The organism is Fibrobacter sp., from assembly GCA_024399065.1.
Lineage (GTDB): Bacteria > Fibrobacterota > Fibrobacteria > Fibrobacterales > Fibrobacteraceae > Fibrobacter.
In genome coordinates this window covers 90,776-111,259 of sequence record JAKSIB010000004.1, presented here as the reverse complement: position 1 = coordinate 111,259, position 20,484 = coordinate 90,776, and the positions used below count along the sequence as shown (strand labels likewise).

At 54.2% G+C, this 20,484-nt stretch carries 18 protein-coding genes; 3 read left to right on the top strand and 15 right to left on the bottom strand.

From position 1 onward, the window contains the following. The first annotated feature begins 125 nt into the window (after positions 1–125). Complete coding sequence (locus tag MJZ25_03245; protein MCQ2123176.1) at positions 126–308, top strand: hypothetical protein; 183 nt, start codon at positions 126–128, stop codon at positions 306–308. 116 nt (positions 309–424) lie between these two features. On the opposite strand, the gene ispF is transcribed toward MJZ25_03245, so the two are convergent. After that, entirely contained in the window at positions 425–901 is a 477-nt protein-coding gene (gene ispF, locus MJZ25_03240) for a 2-C-methyl-D-erythritol 2,4-cyclodiphosphate synthase (GenBank protein ID MCQ2123175.1), read from the bottom strand. A 191-nt stretch (positions 902–1,092) separates the two neighbouring features. Between ispF and MJZ25_03235 the strand changes: the two genes are divergently transcribed. Further along, on the top strand, positions 1,093–2,637 hold the full coding sequence (locus tag MJZ25_03235) for an esterase (protein ID MCQ2123174.1): 1,545 nt from the start codon (positions 1,093–1,095) through the stop codon (positions 2,635–2,637). 102 nt (positions 2,638–2,739) lie between these two features. Here the strand turns inward: MJZ25_03235 and MJZ25_03230 are convergent, their stop codons facing one another. Beyond that, the gene (locus tag MJZ25_03230) at positions 2,740–2,889 is read right to left on the bottom strand and encodes a hypothetical protein (GenBank protein ID MCQ2123173.1); all 150 of its coding nucleotides are present in this window, start codon (positions 2,887–2,889) and stop codon (positions 2,740–2,742) included. A gap of 13 nt (positions 2,890–2,902) precedes the next feature. Beyond that, entirely contained in the window at positions 2,903–4,741 is a 1,839-nt protein-coding gene (locus tag MJZ25_03225) for a hypothetical protein (protein ID MCQ2123172.1), read from the bottom strand. A 335-nt stretch (positions 4,742–5,076) separates the two neighbouring features. On the opposite strand from MJZ25_03225, the gene MJZ25_03220 reads away from it, so the two are divergent. Continuing rightward, positions 5,077–6,639 (top strand): diguanylate cyclase, encoded by a 1,563-nt coding sequence (locus MJZ25_03220; protein MCQ2123171.1) that lies wholly within the window; start codon positions 5,077–5,079, stop codon positions 6,637–6,639. A gap of 164 nt (positions 6,640–6,803) precedes the next feature. On the opposite strand, the gene MJZ25_03215 is transcribed toward MJZ25_03220, so the two are convergent. The 12 genes from MJZ25_03215 to MJZ25_03160 are packed head-to-tail and all read right to left on the bottom strand — an operon-like array spanning position 6,804 to position 20,483. Continuing rightward, positions 6,804–8,279: an NADH-quinone oxidoreductase subunit N gene (locus MJZ25_03215; GenBank protein ID MCQ2123170.1), complete on the bottom strand. Its 1,476-nt coding sequence runs from the start codon at positions 8,277–8,279 to the stop codon at positions 6,804–6,806. Beyond that, positions 8,279–9,994: an NADH-quinone oxidoreductase subunit M gene (locus tag MJZ25_03210; protein MCQ2123169.1), complete on the bottom strand. Its 1,716-nt coding sequence runs from the start codon at positions 9,992–9,994 to the stop codon at positions 8,279–8,281. Before MJZ25_03210 ends, MJZ25_03215 begins: the two co-directional genes overlap by 1 nt. Then, positions 9,994–11,937 (bottom strand): NADH-quinone oxidoreductase subunit L, encoded by a 1,944-nt coding sequence (gene nuoL / locus MJZ25_03205; protein MCQ2123168.1) that lies wholly within the window; start codon positions 11,935–11,937, stop codon positions 9,994–9,996. The genes MJZ25_03210 and nuoL overlap by 1 nt, the downstream gene beginning before the upstream one ends. Positions 11,938–11,943: 6 nt before the next feature. Continuing rightward, the gene (gene nuoK / locus MJZ25_03200; GenBank protein ID MCQ2123167.1) at positions 11,944–12,258 is read right to left on the bottom strand and encodes an NADH-quinone oxidoreductase subunit NuoK; all 315 of its coding nucleotides are present in this window, start codon (positions 12,256–12,258) and stop codon (positions 11,944–11,946) included. Continuing rightward, positions 12,258–12,788 (bottom strand): NADH-quinone oxidoreductase subunit J, encoded by a 531-nt coding sequence (locus MJZ25_03195; GenBank protein ID MCQ2123166.1) that lies wholly within the window; start codon positions 12,786–12,788, stop codon positions 12,258–12,260. Before MJZ25_03195 ends, nuoK begins: the two co-directional genes overlap by 1 nt. Beyond that, positions 12,788–13,357 (bottom strand): NADH-quinone oxidoreductase subunit I, encoded by a 570-nt coding sequence (locus MJZ25_03190; GenBank protein ID MCQ2123165.1) that lies wholly within the window; start codon positions 13,355–13,357, stop codon positions 12,788–12,790. Before MJZ25_03190 ends, MJZ25_03195 begins: the two co-directional genes overlap by 1 nt. After that, entirely contained in the window at positions 13,357–14,709 is a 1,353-nt protein-coding gene (locus tag MJZ25_03185; GenBank protein ID MCQ2123164.1) for an NADH-quinone oxidoreductase subunit H, read from the bottom strand. The genes MJZ25_03190 and MJZ25_03185 overlap by 1 nt, the downstream gene beginning before the upstream one ends. After that, positions 14,709–16,295, bottom strand: a complete 1,587-nt coding sequence (locus tag MJZ25_03180; GenBank protein ID MCQ2123163.1) for a 2Fe-2S iron-sulfur cluster-binding protein — start codon at positions 16,293–16,295, stop codon at positions 14,709–14,711. Before MJZ25_03180 ends, MJZ25_03185 begins: the two co-directional genes overlap by 1 nt. 24 nt (positions 16,296–16,319) lie before the next feature. Beyond that, the gene (gene nuoF, locus MJZ25_03175; protein ID MCQ2123162.1) at positions 16,320–17,627 is read right to left on the bottom strand and encodes an NADH-quinone oxidoreductase subunit NuoF; all 1,308 of its coding nucleotides are present in this window, start codon (positions 17,625–17,627) and stop codon (positions 16,320–16,322) included. Positions 17,628–17,629: 2 nt separating this feature from the next. Continuing rightward, positions 17,630–18,691 carry an NAD(P)H-dependent oxidoreductase subunit E gene (locus MJZ25_03170; protein MCQ2123161.1) on the bottom strand — a complete coding sequence of 354 codons (1,062 nt, stop codon included), beginning with the start codon at positions 18,689–18,691 and terminating at the stop codon, positions 17,630–17,632. After that, positions 18,688–19,881 (bottom strand): NADH-quinone oxidoreductase subunit D, encoded by a 1,194-nt coding sequence (locus MJZ25_03165; GenBank protein MCQ2123160.1) that lies wholly within the window; start codon positions 19,879–19,881, stop codon positions 18,688–18,690. Before MJZ25_03165 ends, MJZ25_03170 begins: the two co-directional genes overlap by 4 nt. Beyond that, positions 19,878–20,483: an NADH-quinone oxidoreductase subunit C gene (locus MJZ25_03160; protein ID MCQ2123159.1), complete on the bottom strand. Its 606-nt coding sequence runs from the start codon at positions 20,481–20,483 to the stop codon at positions 19,878–19,880. The genes MJZ25_03165 and MJZ25_03160 overlap by 4 nt, the downstream gene beginning before the upstream one ends. Between the last annotated feature and the right edge of the window lies 1 nt (position 20,484).

Below are 20,484 nucleotides of genomic sequence, written 5' to 3'. Positions count from 1 at the left end.
ATTTCCGAGCCGGTTATCAAAAATAACGAAGTTATTAAATGATAAATTCTGGACCTTAGTAATCAACAAACAAAGCGACATCTTGATTACGGTCCGAAGGTCACACAAAAAGGAGATCGAATACTATGAAAGTAGAAGGCATTGATGTTGATTACTACGAGAATCACGACTTCGGTGACGAATTCAAGCGAGCGGAAAAGGAAGGCAAGGTTTTCTGGCTGCATGGTTGCACCATCGAGAACGTGATGGACAAGATTCGCGAGCAGCGGGGAATCCTGAAGGAACCCAAGAGCGATTACAAACCTTAACTTTGCTGCTACGGCAGAAAACACAAAAGCCCCGGCTTCGGCCGAGGCTTTAATTTTTTAGATCCCGGCTCGGAGGCCGGGATGACAAGGCGCTTTACTTGCTGCGGACCATGGCTTTACTTGCTGCGGACCATGGCCACAGCCTGGCTGGCGATGCCTTCGCCGCGGCCGGTGAAGCCCAGCTTTTCGGTGGTGGTGCCCTTGATGCCGATCTGCTTTACATCCAGGCCCAGCACACGGGCGATGTTAGCCTTCATCTGGTCCTTGTGGGGGTTCACCTTGGGGCGTTCGCACATGACAATAGCGTCGATGTTGATGATGTCGTAGCCTTCCTTGGCCACTTCCTCCCCTACCTTGCGGAGGAGTTCCAGACTGTCGGCGCCCTTGAAGGCTGGATCGGTGTCCGGGAAGTAGGTGCCGATGTCGCCCAGGCCTGCGGCACCCAGCAGGGCGTCGCTGATTGCATGGAGAAGCACGTCGGCATCGCTATGGCCCAGCAGGCCCTTTTCGTAAGGAATGTCCACGCCGCCGATAATGCACTTACGGCCTTCTACCAGCTTGTGAACGTCGAAACCAATGCCAGAACGATAAATCTTATCCATATGAAACCTCTTTAGGCAAATCAGGTTGAGCAAAGCCGCACAACGTTCCAAAATATAAGAAATTGTAAACTTATCGTTGTTGACTTTTTGTCCACGGCAAGTCGTCTCGCGCAAGGGCTATCCCCCGAATTTCAGGGTAGATTAATTTCGGGATTTAATACGGGAAAAAAAAGGAGTGTTGAATGAAGAATTCCGTTATCCGCGCGTTACCCATCGCGCTTGCAGCAACCTTGTGCACATCGGCTTACGCCTACACCGTGCAGGGAACAGTCACCAACAAGGCCGACGGCAAGGCTGTTGCCGACGCATCCGTTAGCCTTCTCAAGAACGAAAAGTCCACCAAGACCGATGCCAGCGGCAAGTTCTCGCTGGAAGTGGACGAAAAACTTGGAATTGCCCCGCAACAAAGAGCAGGTTTCATCAATGTGAACCAGGGCGTTCTCAACTACGCACAGAGCGGCAGCCCGGTACAGGTGAAGGTTTTCGACATGGTGGGCAACCTTGTTTCCAGCAAGACCCTCTACGGCTCCGGTTCCTACGATCTGCGTCAGGGCATTAGCGCCAAGGGTACCTACTTCGCACGAGTCCGCGTCGGCTCTGCAATGCAAAGCGTGAAGTTCAACGCCGACGGAAGCGCAAGCGGCTTCAGCGGATCTTCGGAAAGCGCATCTTTGGGCGGAGAGTCCCGCGCCCTTCTCAAGTTCTCTGCTACAGACGACCTTCAGGTTATCGCCGACGGTTACGATACCTTGACCGTGGCGCTGAGCAAGCTTGATACCACACTGGCCTTGGAACTTACCCAGGCCGAAAAGAAATACAAGTTCGGTTACGCACTTAAGAACGCACCTACCCCCAGTAAGGGTTGCGGCAAGGAGTCTACCTTGCGCACCGACAAGCGTGTGGAAAACGGTGAGCACCACGTGGTGAACGTGAACGGCACCAACCGCGAATATTTCATCACCTTGCCCAAGAACTACGACAACACCAAGCCCTACAAGATTATGTTCGCCATGCACTGCTACGGCAGTTCCGCCGAAGACTTCGTGCACCATACTCCGGACTACGACCATCCTACCCCGTACTATGGCCAGCAGGTTCTGGACAAGAACGGCGACTACATCTTCGTTTCTGCACAGGCTGTGGGCGGCCTCTGGAACAAGGGCCAGGATGACCACGACTTCTTCGGAAAGATGCTGACCACCATGGAAGAAAATTACTGCATCGATACTAGCCGCGTGTTCGTTACCGGCTTCAGCTTCGGGGCAATGTATTCCAACTCCCTCGCCCAGGATTACCAGGACCGCATCCGCGCCGTGGCAACCTACGCTGTCGCAGACTATAACATTTGGCTCCCTCAGGAAAATGGTTCCAACAAGAAGTTGCCTATCGCATGGATGAACGTCCATGGTGTTAATGATGGCCGTTGCGATTACAAGCGTGCAAGAGACAGTGCTCTGCCCCGTATCCTCAAGAACAACGGTAAGGCTTCTGATGGCGACAGCCAGTTTACTGATGCCAGCGCCGAAAAGCCCGAAGAAATCAGCGGCAATACAGGACATGTCTGCTACGACTTCAAGACCGTGGACCCCCGCTTCCCTGTGAAGTGGTGCAGCTGGCCCGGAGATCATCAGTGGACCGCACACGACACCGGTAATATGGGCGTCGGTTGGAACTGGGAAAGCACCTGGGTTCCGGAAGCCGTGCACAAATTCTTTGAACAGTTCTAAATAGAACCAAAAATCCCCGGCGCTTAAGGCGTAGGGGATTTTTTAAGGTTATTGAACGCGGGGAAGCTTCTGTGAGATTCTAAAAAAGAGTGTGAGGGAAGATTATTCAAGATCCCACGGATCATCAGGATCTTCAGACGCTGCACAGCCAATGAGACATTCACTGCCACCAAGCAAAGGGGCTTCCATCTTCATATCAACGATAGTCATTGCAGGAGCGACATATTCTTTCTTTTCAATTTCCATGTTCATTTGTACTCCCTCCTTACTTGATGATGACCGGCTTGTTGTAGAAAGAGCCATGGTTGGTGGGCTTCTTATTGAGGAAACGACCATTGAGATCAAACCAGCGATTTGCCTTCACAGCTTCCGGAGCGATCATGGGCTTTACAATAGACAGCGGAGCATCTTCCTGTTCTTCTGTTTCTTCGCCAACAATAGGATTGATGGTTTCTACCACTTCTTCAACTTCTGGAATATAAGGCGGCAAATCCTTCTCAATAAGATTTACAACGATTGTGGACGGAAGGTCATCGAGAGAAATTGCAGCCGACTTGCAAAGGCCAGAGCAACGCGGAACTGCATAGTACAGGTAACCACGCATAGGCTTCAAACGGACATTCTTTCCGACTCTGACAAAAGAACCTTCAGTAATGCCACGATCAGCATCGGCCTTAGAAGAATAGCCATATGCCTGGCCTGCTGTTCCTATTTCAGGATCATTTTCTTCCCAGAGCTTTGTAGCATACACACCGCGGAAGGACCAGTTGTCTGCACCATCAATGGCAACTTCGTTCATGCTGCCATCAGTAGCCTCAAGAGTTACCTTTCCGCGGAAAATCAAGCGATTTGCAGTCGGCTTGACAAGATAAGGGGTATGAGCCTTAATGGTCGTAACTTCCTGATCACCAGTGACATTCCAAACACCATCTGTTTCACCCATTGCAGTAATGTTGAAGAACTTACCACCTTCAACAGCATTTGCAGCAATGCTAAAAGGTAACATAACCGTGGAATTCACTTTCGGCTGGAATTCACGATCAAGAACAACACTGTCAATGGTCAAACTCTGAGGAAGGACCACCGGTTCAGTATCATTCAAAGTAGAAGATGTAATTGCGTAGGTTTTCTTTCTCCAAAGAGAACCTTCCGTCCATGTGGTGTCCTTGAAGCTAATGCCGCTAAGATCCGGAGCAAGCATAGTTTCGATAGCGGAAGCATCATAAGTGGAACGAACATTGGCAATTTGGTAATCTTCGTTATTCAAATTGCTTTCGTAGTTGGCAACAACATTTGCAGAGTTGGAATTTGAATAAACACCACTCTTTACAACATCATCGCACTTGTCAAACAAAGTGCCAGTTTTTTTACAGCCTACGTTATCACCAGTAATCGTACCCCTAGAATTTCCTACAAGAGGATTTGTTGTAGCAGAACCAGTGCTATAGCAGTTAACCAGTTTAAGGGTCGCATTTGCGCCAACATAACCAACTAAGCCACCCTGGTCACTCTTGCTGGATGTGTATTTTTCAATAGTAGCGGTACTATAGCTGTTTGTAATTGTTACACTGGTGTTGGAGGAAATATTACCTACAAGGCCTCCGGCATTTTCATTACCTTTAACGGATCCGCTATAATTGCAGTTATCAATTACAACGCTTTTCAAATCGCTCACATTTTCACTAGCAGCAACAACGTTTCCAACGATACCACCGACATATTTATCAGCGCCAACACTTCCATTGACAATGGAAACATTACGAATGAGAGCTCCGCCTTCAGCGCTACCAAACAATCCTACTTCGGAAGAAGAATTGTCAAACTTCAAGCCACTAATCGTAATTGGAGCGTCATCATTTCTATCGTAACCGCCGTCAAATACACCCTTGAATCCCATAATCGGGGTCCATGTTCCAGTAAGTGTGATGCTTTTTGTAACAGCAGCACAAGCAGTCTTTTCGCCATTATTTACAACAGAAGCGAATTCAGAAAGTTCACTGGCAGAACTAATCTGGTAGCAGCCTTTAGAATTCACAGTCAAGGCCGCATTAGCACTTACAGCCAAGGCACCGACAGCGAGGGTTGTGAAAAGGAATTTTTTCATTTTAGGGGTCCCGTTGAAAAATTTTTACGGCGCGAAATTTAGCTTTTTGAGCTAAAAAGACAAGATTTTGGCAAATGAGTTTGTGATTAATATTACAGATAACGTATTAATGTAAGCGAAATATAAGCATTTGAAGAAATTGTAAATAATTTTTATCATTCCATTTGCATTAAATGTAATGCTTGGATCGCCACGTCACTACGTTCCTCGCGATGACATAACATCGGGGACGGGATGCTTTGGATCGCCACGGGCCTTCGGCCCTCGCGATGACATGTGGGGCGAGAGCAGCGGGAATTTTATGTTAAATTACTTACAGATTTTTCGAGGTTCCTGTGGTTCATTCGCTTTACTGGATTTTGGCGCTTTCCTATGCAATCGTCCTTACGATTATTTTCCGCCATGCCTACGTGTTCCGCGACAACAGCTCCCCGGTGGACAGGGCCTACCGCAGGCTGCTTCTCTGGTGCGTTTTCTTCTGCCTGCAGGACACGGCCTGGGGGCTGGCCGCCATGCCCTATGTCAAGAGCGACACCGCCTTGTTCATCAGTTCCTCGGTGTTCCATATTTCGTCGGCAGTCACCGCCAACTTCTGGCTGTACTTCGTGCTGACTTACCTGCAGGGCGAAGTGAAGAGGCCGCAGATTATCCAGGGACTGGGTTTCCTGGTTCTGGCATTCCAGGTGTGCCTCGTGGTGCGCAACTGCTTTACACCTACGGTGTTCACCATTACCGCCGATCACCAGTACAAGACCGAGCTGTTCAGGGAAGTGGCCTTCTTGAACCAGTACGCGTTCTACGTGGTCACGGGTATTTTGACCACCTTCGCCCTTTTTCGTAGTTCAAGCGACAAGCGCAAAAAGTACTCCGCGGTGCTCATGTTCGTGATGGCGCCGCTGCTTACGGGGGTGTTCCAGCTGCTGTATCCCGACGCTCCGTTCTATTCCGTAGGCACGTTCATCGGCTGCATCATCGTGCATATTTTCGTGGTGGCGCAGGAGCGCAACGAGCGCCTGGTGGTTGAGGCCGAGGTGGATTCCCTGACCGGCGTGTACAACCGCAACGCCTACGAACAGAACTACCGCCAGATGAAGGGCTCCCCCATTCCGGACAACATGATTTTCTTCTCCATCGACATCAACGGCCTGAAGGAGGTGAACGACACCCTGGGGCACAACGCGGGCGACGAACTGATCAAGGGTGCCAGCGAATGTATTCTGAAGGCTTTCGCGGGCAGCGGCAAGGTTTACCGCGTGGGTGGCGACGAGTTCATGGTGCAGCTTTTTTCCGACGTGGAGGGCGCCGTTTTCAAGGAGAGGATCCTGGAGGAAACGGAACAGTGGTCGGGCAAGCTGGCGAAGGAGCTTTTCTTGTCGGTGGGGTTCGCGGAGCAGCGCCGTAACCCGTACGCCGACTTGACCGAGATGAAGAACGCGGCGGACAAGATGATGTACCGCGACAAGGAAAACTACTACAAGACCCGAGGCGTGGACAGGCGCGGCCAGCGGGAAGCGTACGGCGCGATCTGCAGGTCCTACACGAAGATCCTGAAGGTGAACCTCACCTACGATACGTTCAGCATCATCCAGATGAACTTGTCTGAAAAGAACAGTGCGCAGGGTTTCTCCGAGAAGATTTCCGAATGGCTTCACGGCTTCGGCACTTCGGGCCTGGTGCATCCCGACGACCTGGAAAGCTACCTTGGCAGCACCAACCTGGAATTCCTGCGCAGGCACTTTATGGGCGGCGCAAGTTCCATCGAAATCTTCTACCGCCGCCGCTACGAAAACGTATTCCGCCCCACCATGATGGAGATGCTCCCCGCCGACGACTACAGCGACGTAAACCAGAGCCTGTTCCTGTTCGTGAAGGACATCAGCACAAAGACCGGGGAATAAACGACAAGCTTATCAAACGACAAGCTTATTAAACGACCCATTAAACAAAAAGCCCCGTAGGTTTTAGCCTACGGGGTTTTGCGCATTGTCGCGCGGTGCTTAATTGCGCGGCGCTTTATTGCGCGGCGCTTAATTGCGCGGCGCTTTATTGCGCGCGTTCGCTATTAAGCGAGGAGAGCGAGCTTCGGAAGGACGCCGATCACCAACAGAGCGAGAGCTGCGATGGTAACGCCGAACTTGAGAAGGTAGCTATAGGGTGCGCTCTTTTCGCAGCAGCACTTGCATTCACATTCAGCCTTAGCCGGCATGAAGAGAACGAAGGCAATGCGGAGGTAGTACACAGCGGCCACCAGGGAGAGGGCAAATGCGAGAGCTGCAACCCAGCCCATGCCACCAGCCCATGCTTCGGTGAACAAGGTGAACTTTGCGAGGAAGCCGGCAACAGGCGGAAGGCCGGCAAGGCTTGCCAAGCACACGGTTACGCCGAGAGCCACGAACGGACGCTTGCGACCGCGACCCTGGAGATCGCAGAGGTTTTCGTGACGGTCTTCGCGGCCAGAGAGGTATGCGATACCGGTGAGGGCACCTGCAGAACCGATGGCGTAGGTCACGAGGAAGTAGAACATAGCGCCCATCTGGACGGTGCCGTTTTCAAGGTAGTTCGGCAAAAGGAGGCCGAGCACGATGAAACCAGCGTTCATCACAGCGGAGTAAGCCAAGATGCGACGGACGGACTTCTGAGCGAGACCGCCGAATGCACCGAACACAATGGAGAGCACGGCAACGATAAGCACGACGTAGAAGAGAGCCTTGGACTGACCGGCGATAGTCACCTGTTCAGAGAGGTTCCATACGTTAGCCTGAATGCCAGCGCGGGTAACGAGGATGCCCAGCCATACAGAAGCGAGGGCAGCGAGAGCGCCGACCTTGACCACTGCGGCCATGAAAGCGGTCACAGCAACGGATGCGCCGGTGTAGACGTCAGCGACCCAGAAGTGAACCGGAGCAGCGCCAGCCTTGAAGAGGAGGCCGACGATGGCAAAGAGGATACCCATTCCGTAGATAGCTTCGCGGCCCGGGATCACTGCACCGAAGAAGTGAGTGGTACCAGTTGCACCGTACATGAGAGCCACACCGTAGAGGAAGATGGCGCTGAAGACGGAACCGGAAACGAAGTACTTGAAAGCACCTTCGTTAGCGTTCACGTCCTTACGACGGAGGCCTACGAGAGCGTAGATCGGGAAGCTAGCCAGTTCCATGCCCAGGAAGAGGGCCAAGTAGTCGATAGCCTGGGTCATGAGGGTTGCACCGCAGGTAGCGAGGAGCAACAGACCGTAGGCTTCACCACCCTTGAACTTTTCGTGACCGAGAGTCCACTGGAGGCCGGCAATGCCGAGGAATGCGCAAAGGAAGATAGCCACACCCAGCAGGCGGCGGACAGGATCCATTGCGTAGAGGTTAAAGAAAGTGTCGTTCTGGACGAGAGCGAAAGCGCCTGCACCGAGAGCAACGAAGAGGGTTGCAACCCAGGGAAGCACCTTGTGCTTGTTGTCGTCCTTGACGAACGGTTCTGCAGCCAAGGTAATGAGGGCGCCAACAGCGACCAGGATAACCGGCAAGAGATTGATAATGCTATTCATTACTTGTTACCTCCTTCAGCAGCGGCAGGTTCTGCAGCGGCTTCGGCAGATTCTTCGGCATTCATTTCCTTGAGCTGGGCAATCAGGTTAGCGCGTTCTTCTGCGCTAAAGCCGTTGGCAGCGAGGTTGGAGTCCAACTGACGGAAATCTTCTTCAGTCATGGGGACTGCGACTTCAGCCACGTTTTCATCAACTTCAGCATCGACGCCCGGGATGCTCTGGGGAGCAACTTCTTCGTCTTCGGCAGCGGCAGCCGGCTTTTCGCCAGCCAGCTTGGCCATGGTTTCGATGGCCTGTTCGTCGAAGAGGTGGAGAGCGTTGGTGATGAATGCCGGGTGCATACCGAACACGAGGAGCAGCACGCCCATGATACCGATGGAAGAACCTTCCAGGGCAGTCATGCGGGTACCGGCAACTTCGCACTTCTGTTCACCGAAGATGACCTTCTGAACAAAGCGGAGCATGTAGGCGGCAGAGAGGATGATGCAAAGGCCAGCGACGAGAGCGGGCATCGGACCCATATCCCAGAGAGACATGAGAACGGTGAATTCGCCGACGAAGCCTGCAGTACCAGGAATTGCGAGAGCGAGGATTGCAACGAAGCCGAACAAGGTGCCGAACACCGGAGTAACGCGGGCGAGACCGCCCAGCTTATCCAGTTCGCGAGTACCGGTCATGCGTTCTGCAATACCCATCAAGAGGAACTGGGCGCCAGCGGAGATACCGTGAGCAACCAGGAGAACGAGCACTGCGGGGAGCATTGCTTCGGAGAGGCTGAACACGCCTGCCACAGCGAGACCGAGATGGCCCATGGAGCTGAAGGCAAGGAGCTTCTTGGCGTCGGTAGCACGGAGAGCCATGAGAGCGCCGTAGACGGCGGTCACGAGGCCGAGCCACATCATAACAGTAACAACGGACATGTTCATCGGGAAGATCGGGAGGATCCAAGCGATGAAGCCGAACACGCCAGCCTTACTCATTGCACCAGTGAGGATTGCAGAAAGAGGAGCCGGGGCTTCGGAGTAGGAAATTGCCTGCCAGCCGTGGAACGGGAAGATCGGAGTCTTCACCATGAAGGCGAGAAGGAAGCTTACGAGGATTGCGGTCTGAGCGCCTTCGGGCATGTTCTGCAGGGCGATTGCCAGGGAGAGGAGCAGGGAGCTGTCAGCCTGGGAAATCAGGTACCACAGAGCGACCATCATGGGAGCGGAGCCCACGAGGGTGTAGATGGCGAAGGTCATTGCAGCCTTTGCGCGATCCTTGCCGCCGAAACCAGCGATGAGGACTGCAGCCGGGATAACCATGGCTTCGAAGAAGAAGAAGAACAGAACTGCATCGGCTGCGAGGAAGGTGCCGTTCATGGCGCCCATCAAGGCGAAGATGCCGATAGCGAAGTTGCGGTAGTTCTTGCAGGTGGTGTTACGGGCGGTAATCAAGGCTACCAGGGAAAGACCGGTAGAGAGGAGAACCATCCAAGCACCAAGACCATGGCTATAGAGGTAGTAGTAGACCGGGCCCTTTGCGCCAGGAATGCGGAACCATTCGTAGGCTTCGGTTGCCTGGTTGCCAGCAGCGATGTTAGCGATGGACATACCGAAGAATGCCAGGGCGAAGAGGAAGGCCAGTCGAGAAGAGGACTTGGGATCTTCCTTGGAGGTTGCCACCATGAGGATAGCGGCAACGAACGGTGCTAAGACGAGGAGATGCAACAGCATTAGATCAAACCTCCAGTCAAAAGAACAACAATCACAAGGGCAGCCACACCAGCGATGCTAAGAGCGATCTGGAGGCGAACCTTGCGGACCTGGAAGGAAGCGGCACCATCGCCGAGGATTTCGGCAACGCCACCAACCAACCACTGAGCAAACTGAACCAGCTTGTCGACGCAGTTGTCAACCACCCATGCGATGGCATTGACAACGGTAATCACAACACCGTGAACGTAATCCCAGAAGAATGTCCAGGTAGCCATCTTGCCCTGAGGAGCAGAGGAACCCTTGGCAGCCGGGATACGAGCCTTGCCGTACTTTGCCCAGGCGATGCCCATACCGAGAAGGGCAGCGAGAGTGCCGAGGCCAGCAAAGACCATGGGGTTGATGTGAGCTTCGCTATGATGGAGAACCTGCTGGGCAGCACCAACGACCGGTGCGAGAGATTCTTCGAAGAACTTGATGCCCATGGAGTCGGCCCAGAAGTAACCAGCGAAGATTGCACCGAAAGCGAGAACCACCATGGGGAACAACATGCAAGCCGGAGCTTCGTGGATGTGTTCTTCGCTTTCCTTGGAACCACGGTAGGAACCGAAGAAGGTGAGAACAATGAGACGGCCCATGTAGACGGCGGTGATCACTGCAGTGAGGAGGCCGGCTGCATAGAAGAACGGACCCATAGGACCACTCATGTAGAGACGTTCAAGAATCAAGTCCTTGGACCAGAAACCAGCGAATCCCGGGAAACCGATAATGGCGAGGAATGCAAAGATCATCACGCATGCGGTAACCGGAGTCTTCTTGAGAAGACCACCCATCTTGCGCATATCCTGTTCGCCAGCGAGAGAGTGAATCACAGCACCGGCACCGAGGAAGAGAGCTGCCTTGAAGAAGGCGTGGGTGAACACATGGAAGATGGAAGCGTCGAATGCGGCAACACCTGCAGCCATGAACATGTAGCCAAGCTGGGAGATGGTGGAGTAAGCAAGGACCTTCTTAATATCGTTCTGGAAGAGGCCAGCCACAGCAGCCCAGAAGGCGGTGAGGAGACCGATCCAGGTGATGACATCCAGAACAAACGGAATCTGGACGAACATGGTGGAAAGACGAGCAAGCAGGTAGACACCGGAGGTCACCATGGTTGCAGCATGGATAAGGGCGGAAACCGGGGTCGGACCAGCCATTGCATCGGGCAACCAAGTGAGGAGCGGAATCTGAGCGGACTTACCGGTGCAACCGATGAAGAAGCAGAGACCTGCGATGGAGAGGATCGGAATGACGATTTCAAGGTTGCCAGAACCCATGATCATGCCGATGAAAGCATTGAGTGCATCGTAGTTGAGGATGTTGGATCCACCGATGGTGCAGAGAACCAGCATACCCAGGAGGAAGCCGATATCGCCCACGCGGTTCACGATGAATGCCTTGTTAGCAGCCTTGCAGTTGTTGACGTCGTGGTTCCAGAAACCGATGAGGAGGTAGGAGCAGAGACCCACACCTTCCCAACCGAGGAACGTGAGCAGGAGGCTGTCGGAGAGCACGAGCACGATCATGCTGAACAAGAACAGGTTGATGTAGGCGAAGAAGCGAGCGAAACCGCGGTCGCCGTGCATGTAACCGTTGGAGTAGAGCGCGATCAAGGTGCCGATGCCCGTGACGAACAACAGCATGATGCGGGACAGACCATCGAACAGGAAGCCGATATCCACCTTGAGCATGGGGATGTCGATCCAGTTGCAGAGGGTGCTGCGGATGCCGTCTTCGGGCATGTTGAAGGAAAGCAGCACAACGCTTACGAAAGCGAGAGCCGGGAACAGCACGGAGAGTGCGCCGACGAAGCCTTCGGACGGGCCCTTCTTTTCACCGGAGGAGATCACGGCGATAGCGCCGAGAACGATGCAGCCGATAAGCGGGAAGAGCGGAATAAACCAAAGCGGTAAATTAGTCATTGATTATTACCCCTTCAAGTTTGTGAAGGTGTCAGCATCGACACTTTCGCGGTTACGGAAAATCATGATCACCATGGCAAGGCCAACGCAAGCTTCGGCAGCAGCGACGGCGATGGTGAACAGCGGCACGATCTGACCAGCAGCGCTCAGGTCGGCGGGCAAGGTCTTTGCGAAACCGACGAAGGAGAGGTTCACTGCATTCAGGGCGAGTTCAACACCCATGAGCACGAAGAACACGTTGCGGCGGGAAATGGCCACGATGAGGCCGATGGCGAAAATCACCAGGGCCAGAATCTGAACGTACATAGCTTGGAGTTCCATTATTTTTCCTCCTCGTTGTCGGTACCCAGACGCTTCTTAGCCATGAGAACAGCAGCACCCATAGCGGAGAGGAGCAGAAGGCCGATGACTTCGAACAGGACGAAGTAACCCGGACCAGTCTGAGAGAGGTTGAAAAGGGTTTCGGAAGTGAACTTCACGGAGCCGCGGAGGGTGGTGGCGTCGAAAGCGATGCCGGAGCGAACCAGCACGAAACCGACGAGACCAGCCAGCACCAGGGCTGCGGGAATCACGAAGAGGGAAACCTTGTCGAACATGGGAGTCTTGCTGTCCTTGGCGGCGTTAAGCACCATGATCACGAAGGTCAGGAGCATCATGATTGCGCCTGCGTAGACCATCACCTGGACAACACCGATGAAGGGGCTGCCCAGAAGACCGTAGATGCCAGCGAGAGAAAGCATGGACACGACGAGGGAAAGTGCACCGTAGAGGGGGTGCTTGGAGAGGAGCACGCAGATAGCGGAGCCAACTGCGACGACTGCCAGGATAATGAAGTAAATCAATGCGAGCATTATTTAACCTCCATGCCCCAGACCTTGCGGGCCTCGGCATTCTTGGTACCGCCCGGAGCCATCTGGCTCTGTGCATCTTCGGGGTAATCCTTCGGATCCCAGTTGGTGAGGTCTTCGAGATGAGCCACGAATTCTTCGCGGGTACGGTGTTCAAATACGATTTGCTTGGTGTCCATGCGGAGTGCATCAACCGGGCAAGCTTCGACGCAGAGGCCGCAGAATACGCAGACCAGGTGGTCGATGTCGAAACGCATCACGCGCTTTTCGATACGCGGATCGTCGCTCTTGGTTGCTTCGATGAAAATGCAGTGAGCAGGGCAAGCTGCAGCGCACATGCCGCAGGCAACGCAACGGGGAGTACCGTCGGCGCGGAGCATCAAGCGGTGCTTAGCGCGGTAGTTGCTGGGAATGTCCGGCTGGCCTTCCGGATAGGAAATGGTCGGCAGCTGTTCGTAACGGAAGAAACCGCGAGCGGCATGCTTCAACGTGGTGAACAAGCCACGGAGACATTCGTAAACGTAAAGGCGTTCAACCCAGTTCATGGGTTTCTGTTTAATAACGCGAGCCATTAGTTACCTCCCAAGAGCTTTGCAGCAATAGCGGTGACAACAAGGTTAACGAGAGCGATGTTCAGGATAACCTTCCAGCCCAGGTTCATGACATGGTCATAACGGAAGCGCGGGAGAGTCCAACGGACCCAGATCCAGACCCAGCAGAACATGATGCTCTTGACCACGAGAACCAAGAGGTGGATAGCAGCAGTACCGAGAGCGGTACCGAGGGTGTTAACACCAGCAGCGGTGTGGGCAACTTCCGGAGTGAAGAACATCCAGGAGCAAGCACCAGCGGCGATGAGAACGATAACTGCGAGCCAGCCAACAATGTTGTACAGACGGTATTCGCGGAGAACTTCGAAGCGGTGGGTCTGCTTGGTGGCAGCCAGCTTCTTGGAGTAGCGATGTACCATGTGGAGGAATGCGAGAGCGAGGAATGCCAACACCCAGCAGAGGATAGCGAGAGAGCCACCCATGTGAGCCTGAATGGTTTCAGTAGTCACGAACGGGATGGAGTAGCCACCGAGGAACAGCGTTGCGATAAGGAAGCTGTTGATGCAGATGTGGGAGTATTCGCCCATGTAGAAAAGACCGAAGTGCATAGCACCATATTCGGTGTGGTAACCTGCAACCAGTTCCGGTTCACCTTCTGCAACGTCGAAGGGAGCACGGCCGGTTTCGGCGATGCTAGCGATGAGGAAGCAGATGAAGGCGATGGGCTGTGCAACGATACCCCAAACGTGGTGTTCCTGCCAGCTAACGATGTCGGTCAGGTTGAAGGAACCTGCCAAGAGGAGCACGCCCATGAGGGAGAGGCCCAGGCAGACTTCGTAGCTGACGGTCATTGCGGTAGTACGGAGAGAACCGAGGTAGCTGTACTTGGACTTGGAAGCCCAGCCAGCCAGGACTGCACCGTATGCGGACAGAGAGGAAAGACCGAAGAGGAGGAGGACGCCGACGTCGGAATCAACGATGGAGCCCGGGATACGCACAACTTCGCCAGCCCAGTCGAAAACCATGGGACCAAACCAAGGAATGACGCAGGGAGAGAGGAAGACGATGGCAAACGGAATTGCCGGAGCTGCGTAGTAAAGGATCTTGTTTGCACCCTTGGGAGCGAACATTTCCTTGAAGAACAGCTTGGCGCCGTCGCACATGTTCTGTACGTAACCGAACAAACGGATCTTACCGAAGTACGGGATCTTGATGTAGGAGCGGTTCGGGCCCTGACGGTCTTGCATGAAGCCGGCGCCACGACGTTCCATAGGGATCAAAAGAAGGATGTAAAGGACCGGCACGAAGCAGAAGGCGAACTTCGCAATCGTGATCAGCCATTCAACCCAGGATTTGGATTCGATGATATCCATTATGCGTTACCTCCTTCGAGGAGCTTGCCAGTGCTCTTGATGGAATCGTATGCGAGACCAGCGAGAACAGATGCGTATTCGCCTGCCTTCTTGAAGGCTTCGAATGCGCTTGTGAAAGGCTTGCCAGCAAGTTCAGAAATCACTTCGTAAGCCGGGCGGAGATCTGCATCCGGGCAGGTCGGGGCTGCATTCAACTTCTGGAGGAGGTTGTTGCAGTTGACCATGGTACCCTGGACTTCGCTCCAGTGCTTGATACCGAAGGCGAGAGTGGACTTCTTGGCGGTTTCGTCGTCAAAGGCGGAAAGAGCAATGCGAGTTGCGATCTTTTCCAGGCCCTTGGCAGCGGCAGCGTCTTCACCGAAGAGGTCGGCGTTGACGGTGAGGAGAACGTTGAATTCACCAGCGCGCTTGACGAGGTCAGCCAGGTTGTCGTCGGCAATGCCCATGAGCTTGAAGCCTGCGCGGTTTGCCATGGGGTCACCGCTCATAGCGATGCCGTCCGGAGAGCCAACCTTCTTGAAGGTGCCGCCGAAGACTTCAGCCTTGTCACCAAGAGTATCCTTGAGGAGCTTGATAGCTGCCAAGTCTTCGATGGTGCAGGCGCCACCAGCGACGATTGCGACCTTGCCCTCGCCCATTTCTTCCTTGATCACCTTGAGGCCCATAGCCGGCAAGCGGTTTTCGCTGAAGGTCTGGAATGCGAGACGGGTGGTGTTAGAGATCCAGCTGCGGTTCACTTCCGGGTTGCAGCGGGGCATCATACGGTAGATGCGGCCGTCGGCGTGGTCCAACCAGATGTTTGCACCCAGGGAGTCGTCCATGGAGATGGTCGGAGTGTGGCTCAGGAGCCATACGCGCTTCTGGAAACGGAAGTACTTTGCAGTCATGGCGCCAGTGGGGCACACGTCGGTGACGCAGAGGTCATATTCGTGGTCCAGCTTTTCGCCAGGGAAAGTAGAGATGTAGGTATGGTCGGCGCGGCCAGCGAGCTGCAGCTGTTCGTCCTTGGCGATGGTGCGCATGAAACGTACGCAACGGTCGCACTGAACGCAGCGTTCTTCGTCGAGAAGAATGCGGGGGCCGATGTCCACATGCTTACCACCGCGGACCTGACCCTTGGAGTCAATGAACTGGTGAGCCGGATTACCGTGGTAGTTCTTACCATATTCCGGACGCATGCGGCCTTCGTTCTGGCCAGCTTCCATGTAGTTTTCCTGCAGGGTGCATTCGCCAGCCTTGTCGCAAATCGGGCAATCCAGCGGGTGGTTCACCAGCATGAATTCCTGAGTTGCCTTACGGGCGTTCTTGACGCGTGCGGAGGATGCAGGAGTGTAGATCTTCATGCCCGGGGCAACAGGAGTGTAGCAGGCAATGACCAGCATACGACCGCGGGGGCCTTCCTGTTCAACGAGGCACTGACGGCAGTTACCGGAAACCGGAAGATACGGATGGTAACAGACGTGAGGAGTTTCGATCCCGACAGCCTTGAGGGCTTCGAGGAGGTTTGTGTCGCCAGGAACCATCACGGCCTTGTCATCCACGAAGATTTCCACCTTCGGGCTGTTTTCGGTCGGGAGTTTCGGCATGTTATAGAAGTTACTCATAATTTATTACCAGAAGATTCCAGGACGATAAGTTTCTTGTACACGGGGCTTTGCGTGATCCGGGTTCTTTGCGATGTATTCGTCAAAGTCTGCACGGAACTTGGTGCTGTAGGAAGCTACAGGACCGCCCAGGGAAACGGACAGCGGACAGATGGTCACGCCGCCAAAACCACCAGTAAGGCTCTGCATGAGTTCAACGTCGCCATCGTGGCCCTTGCCATCGACGATGAGGTTGAGGATACGGTGCAGAAGACCGGTACCTTCGCGGCAGGGAGTGCACTGGCCGCAGGATTCGTGGCTATAGAAGTTACCGAGAACGTTGAGGAGATCAACCATGTTATGAGTGTCGTTGATGACAATCATAGCACCGGAACCGAACATGGTCTTCATGGAGGCCAAGCATTCGTAATCCATGGTGGCCACAGCAGCTTCTTCTGCAGTCAGCGGAGCGCAGGAGGAACCGCCCGGGAGCACAGCCTTCAGCTTGCCACCGACGACGCCACCGGCGTATTCGTTGATCATGGTCATCATGGGAGTTCCGAGAGGAGCTTCATAAACGCCCGGATTCTTTACGTCACCAGAAATGCAGAACACCTTGGTACCGCCTGCACGGGGAGTACCCATCTTAGCGTATTCGCTAGGATCGTGCTGCAGGATCCAGGGGAGAGCCATGATGGTTTCTACGTTGTTCACGCAGGTGGGGCTCTTCCAGGCACCGCTAACAGCCGGGAAAGGCGGCTTCAAGCGGGGCTGACCCTTCTGGCCTTCGAGAGAGTTAATGAGTGCGGTTTCTTCACCGCAAATGTAGGCGCCAGCGCCACGGTGTACGAAGATATCGAAGCAGAACTTGGTTCCGCAGATATTTTCGCCAAGGTAGCCAGCGGCATAAGCCTGGTTCAAAGCCTTGTTGAGGCTTTCGATGCAGGGCAGGAATTCGCCACGGCAGTAGATGTAAGCTGCGCGGGAACCGAGAGCCCAAGCGGCAATGATCAAACCTTCGATCAAGCGATGAGGATCTTCCAGCATGAGGAAGTGGTCCTTGAAGGTACCGCCTTCGCCTTCGTCAGCGTTCACCACGATGTACACCGGCTTGCCGGTACCGCGGGGAACGAAGCTCCACTTCATGCCAGTGGGGAAGCCTGCACCGCCACGGCCACGCAGATTGGAGCGCTGCACGTAGTCGATGAGTTCGAACTGGCTCATATTGAACAAGCGTTCAGAAATGTTAGCGTAGCCACCCAGCTTCTTGTAGACTTCGATGTCCTGGGCGCCCTTGCCAAAGTTTTCTGTACAAACTTTTACGCATTCTGCCATGATTAAACCGCCTTTTCTTCCGGAACCGGCTTTTGAGTGGTAACAGCGACATTGGAGGGCTTAGCCACGCGTTCGCCAGAGGTGGCGATCATGCGGTATTCGTCACCAACCTTACCGGCTGCGTCGACGAAAGCCTTGTCCTTAACGCCGGGTTCGCCAACGGCGACCCATTCAGAACCGTTCTTCTTTTCAACAACGATCTTGGTGAATTCCGGAGCGCCCTTCCAAGTGAGGGTTGCGCCAGTTTCATCAGCTTCAGCCTTCACGGCGAGAACCGGAGAAGGAGGAGCGTAGTCAGCAACCTGCGGCTTTGCAGTTGCACCCGGAGCGCCCGGATGACCGCAGTGGCCCTTAACAGTGCCGCCCAGCACGTCGTGCTTGGGAACGTTGTTTGCGTGGGCCTTGCACCAATCGACAATGCGATCGATGGAAGCTTCGGTAAGAGTAGTGCCACGCTTCATCTTGAGCTGACCATCAACAACGTCAGTTGCGAAATCGTCGTTCACCAGCATCATGGGGCCGTTGCCGCAGGAACCGAGGCATTCGACCTGAAGGATGGTGAACATGCCATCAGCAGTGGTTTCGCCGGACTTGATACCGAGCTTGTTTTCCACATACTTGATGAGGGGCTGAGCACCCTTGATGGCGCAGCTGATGTTGCGGCAGAACTGCAACATGAACTTGCCCTTGGGAGCGTGATTGTACATGGTGTAGAAAGTAGCGACGCCCATTGCGTGAGCCGGAGCGCAACCGCAGACGTTAGCAGCCCAGCGGATACCTTCAGTCGGAACCCAGCCGAACACGCCCTGCACGAGCCAAAGCACTTCGAGAAGTGCGCCCTGGCCTTCCGGGTAGCGGCTCAGGAGGTCTGCGCAACGTTCCTTGATTTCGGGAGTGGAGAGCTTGTCCAGCACTTCCTTCGGGGACGGCTGCGGCTGAGCCTTATGGACATGGCCAAAAGTTTCGGCCGGATCCGGGAGAGCCGGGATCGGTTCTGCCGGACGATCGAACTTCAAGTTATTGTTGGCGACAAAGTGAACTGCGCCTTGAATATGTTCTCTCATCGGTCAAGTTCTCCTGCAATCATGTTGAGGCCCGGAAGGATTGCCATGGAGTCAGCCATGGTGAGACCTTCCACCAGTTCTGCAAATGCGGAAACGTGTGCGAAGCTGGGGGAACGAGCCTTGATACGGTACGGATGACCGGAACCATCAGAAACGATGGTGAAGCCGAGTTCACCGTTGGCACATTCGGTACCGCAGTAGAATTCGCCTTCCGGTACGCGGATGCCTTCGTAAACGCTCTTGAAGCGACCGATAAGGCCTTCCATATCCTGGTAAGCAAGCTTGTGGTTCGGCACGCGGATGCGCGGATCGACGATGTCGATGGGGCCCGGAGCCAAGCGCTTGAGAGCCTGACGGACGATCTTCACAGATTCTTCGATTTCAGCGAGACGAACCTGGAGACGGTCGTTTGCGTCGCCCTGGGTGCCTACGACAACTTCGAAGTCGTAGGTTTCATAATCGTAGTACGGTTCATCCTTGCGGAGGTCGCTTGCGACGCCGGTTGCACGGAGCACGGGGCCGGTCCAGCCGTAGCTGATTGCGCGTTCCTTGGAGATCTTGCCGATACCAACGGTACGATCCAGGAAGATACGGTTACGGTCCAAGCAAGCGTGGAGGTCCTTGAGAGCCTTTTCCACGGAAGTGCAAGCAGCGAGAACGTCTTCTTCGAAACCATTGTAGGTATCGCGGTACATACCGCCGATACGTGCGTAGCTGTTGGTCAAACGTGCGCCAGTGAGCTTTTCCCAAATGAGCATGATTTCTTCACGGGGGTTGAAAGCGTACATGAACGGAGTGGTACCGCCCAAGTCCTGGAATGCAGCAGCGACGCAGATGAAATGGTCGTTGATACGGGAAAGTTCGTTAACGATAACGCGGAGCACCTTTGCGCGTTCCGGGATCTCGATATCGAACATCTTTTCTACAGTGCGAACAAATGCAATGTTGTTCATCATTGCAGAGCAGTAGTTGAGACGGTCGGTGTACGGGAGAGCCTGCTGCCAGGTACCGCGTTCAACCATCTTTTCAAAGCCACGGTGCATGAAACCGATTTCGTGAACACCAGCCACGATGGTTTCGCCGTCGAGAGCTGCGAGCAAGCGCACGCAGTGGTGGGTTGCCGGATGGGTCGGACCCACGTTCAGAGCCATCAGGTTCAGCTTTTCGCCATTAGGATCTAATACGATCATGCCTTGATACTCCCTTCAAGAAATTCTTCATCCACAGGATCGACTTCTTCAGAACGTTCGATCACCTTGTAGCCCTTGGATTCCAAGACCTTTTCCAGTTCCGGGACCAGGTAGTCGCTGGTGGAGAGCCACTGGCGCTTGTGGGCCGGATAGTCCTTGCGCAGCGGATGGCCAACGAATTCAACGTGGTTCAAGATACGGCGGAGATCCGGGTGGCCTTCGAACAAAATACCGAACTGGTCGTACACTTCGCGTTCGAGCCAGTTAGCACTTGCATAGAGGTCGGCAACGGACGGCACCTTGAGGTCGGCTTCGCTGACCAGCACCTTCAGTCGGATGCGGGCACCTGCGGTTTCCATGCTCTTGAAAGCATAGGAGACTGCGAAGCGCGGTCCTTCGTGATTCGGGTAGGTCAGGTAGTCGATACCAGCTGCGTCAAGCAGCATGTCAAACTTCACAGCGCAGTCGTTCTTCAGGAATTCCACTACAGCGTGGAGGTTTTCCTTTGCGACGACAACGCAGGCATCCCACTTGGCGGAAGCATCGCGCTGAGCGCCGAACTTCTCTTCCAGGAGGGAGACGATGTTTTCAACGTTTTCCATC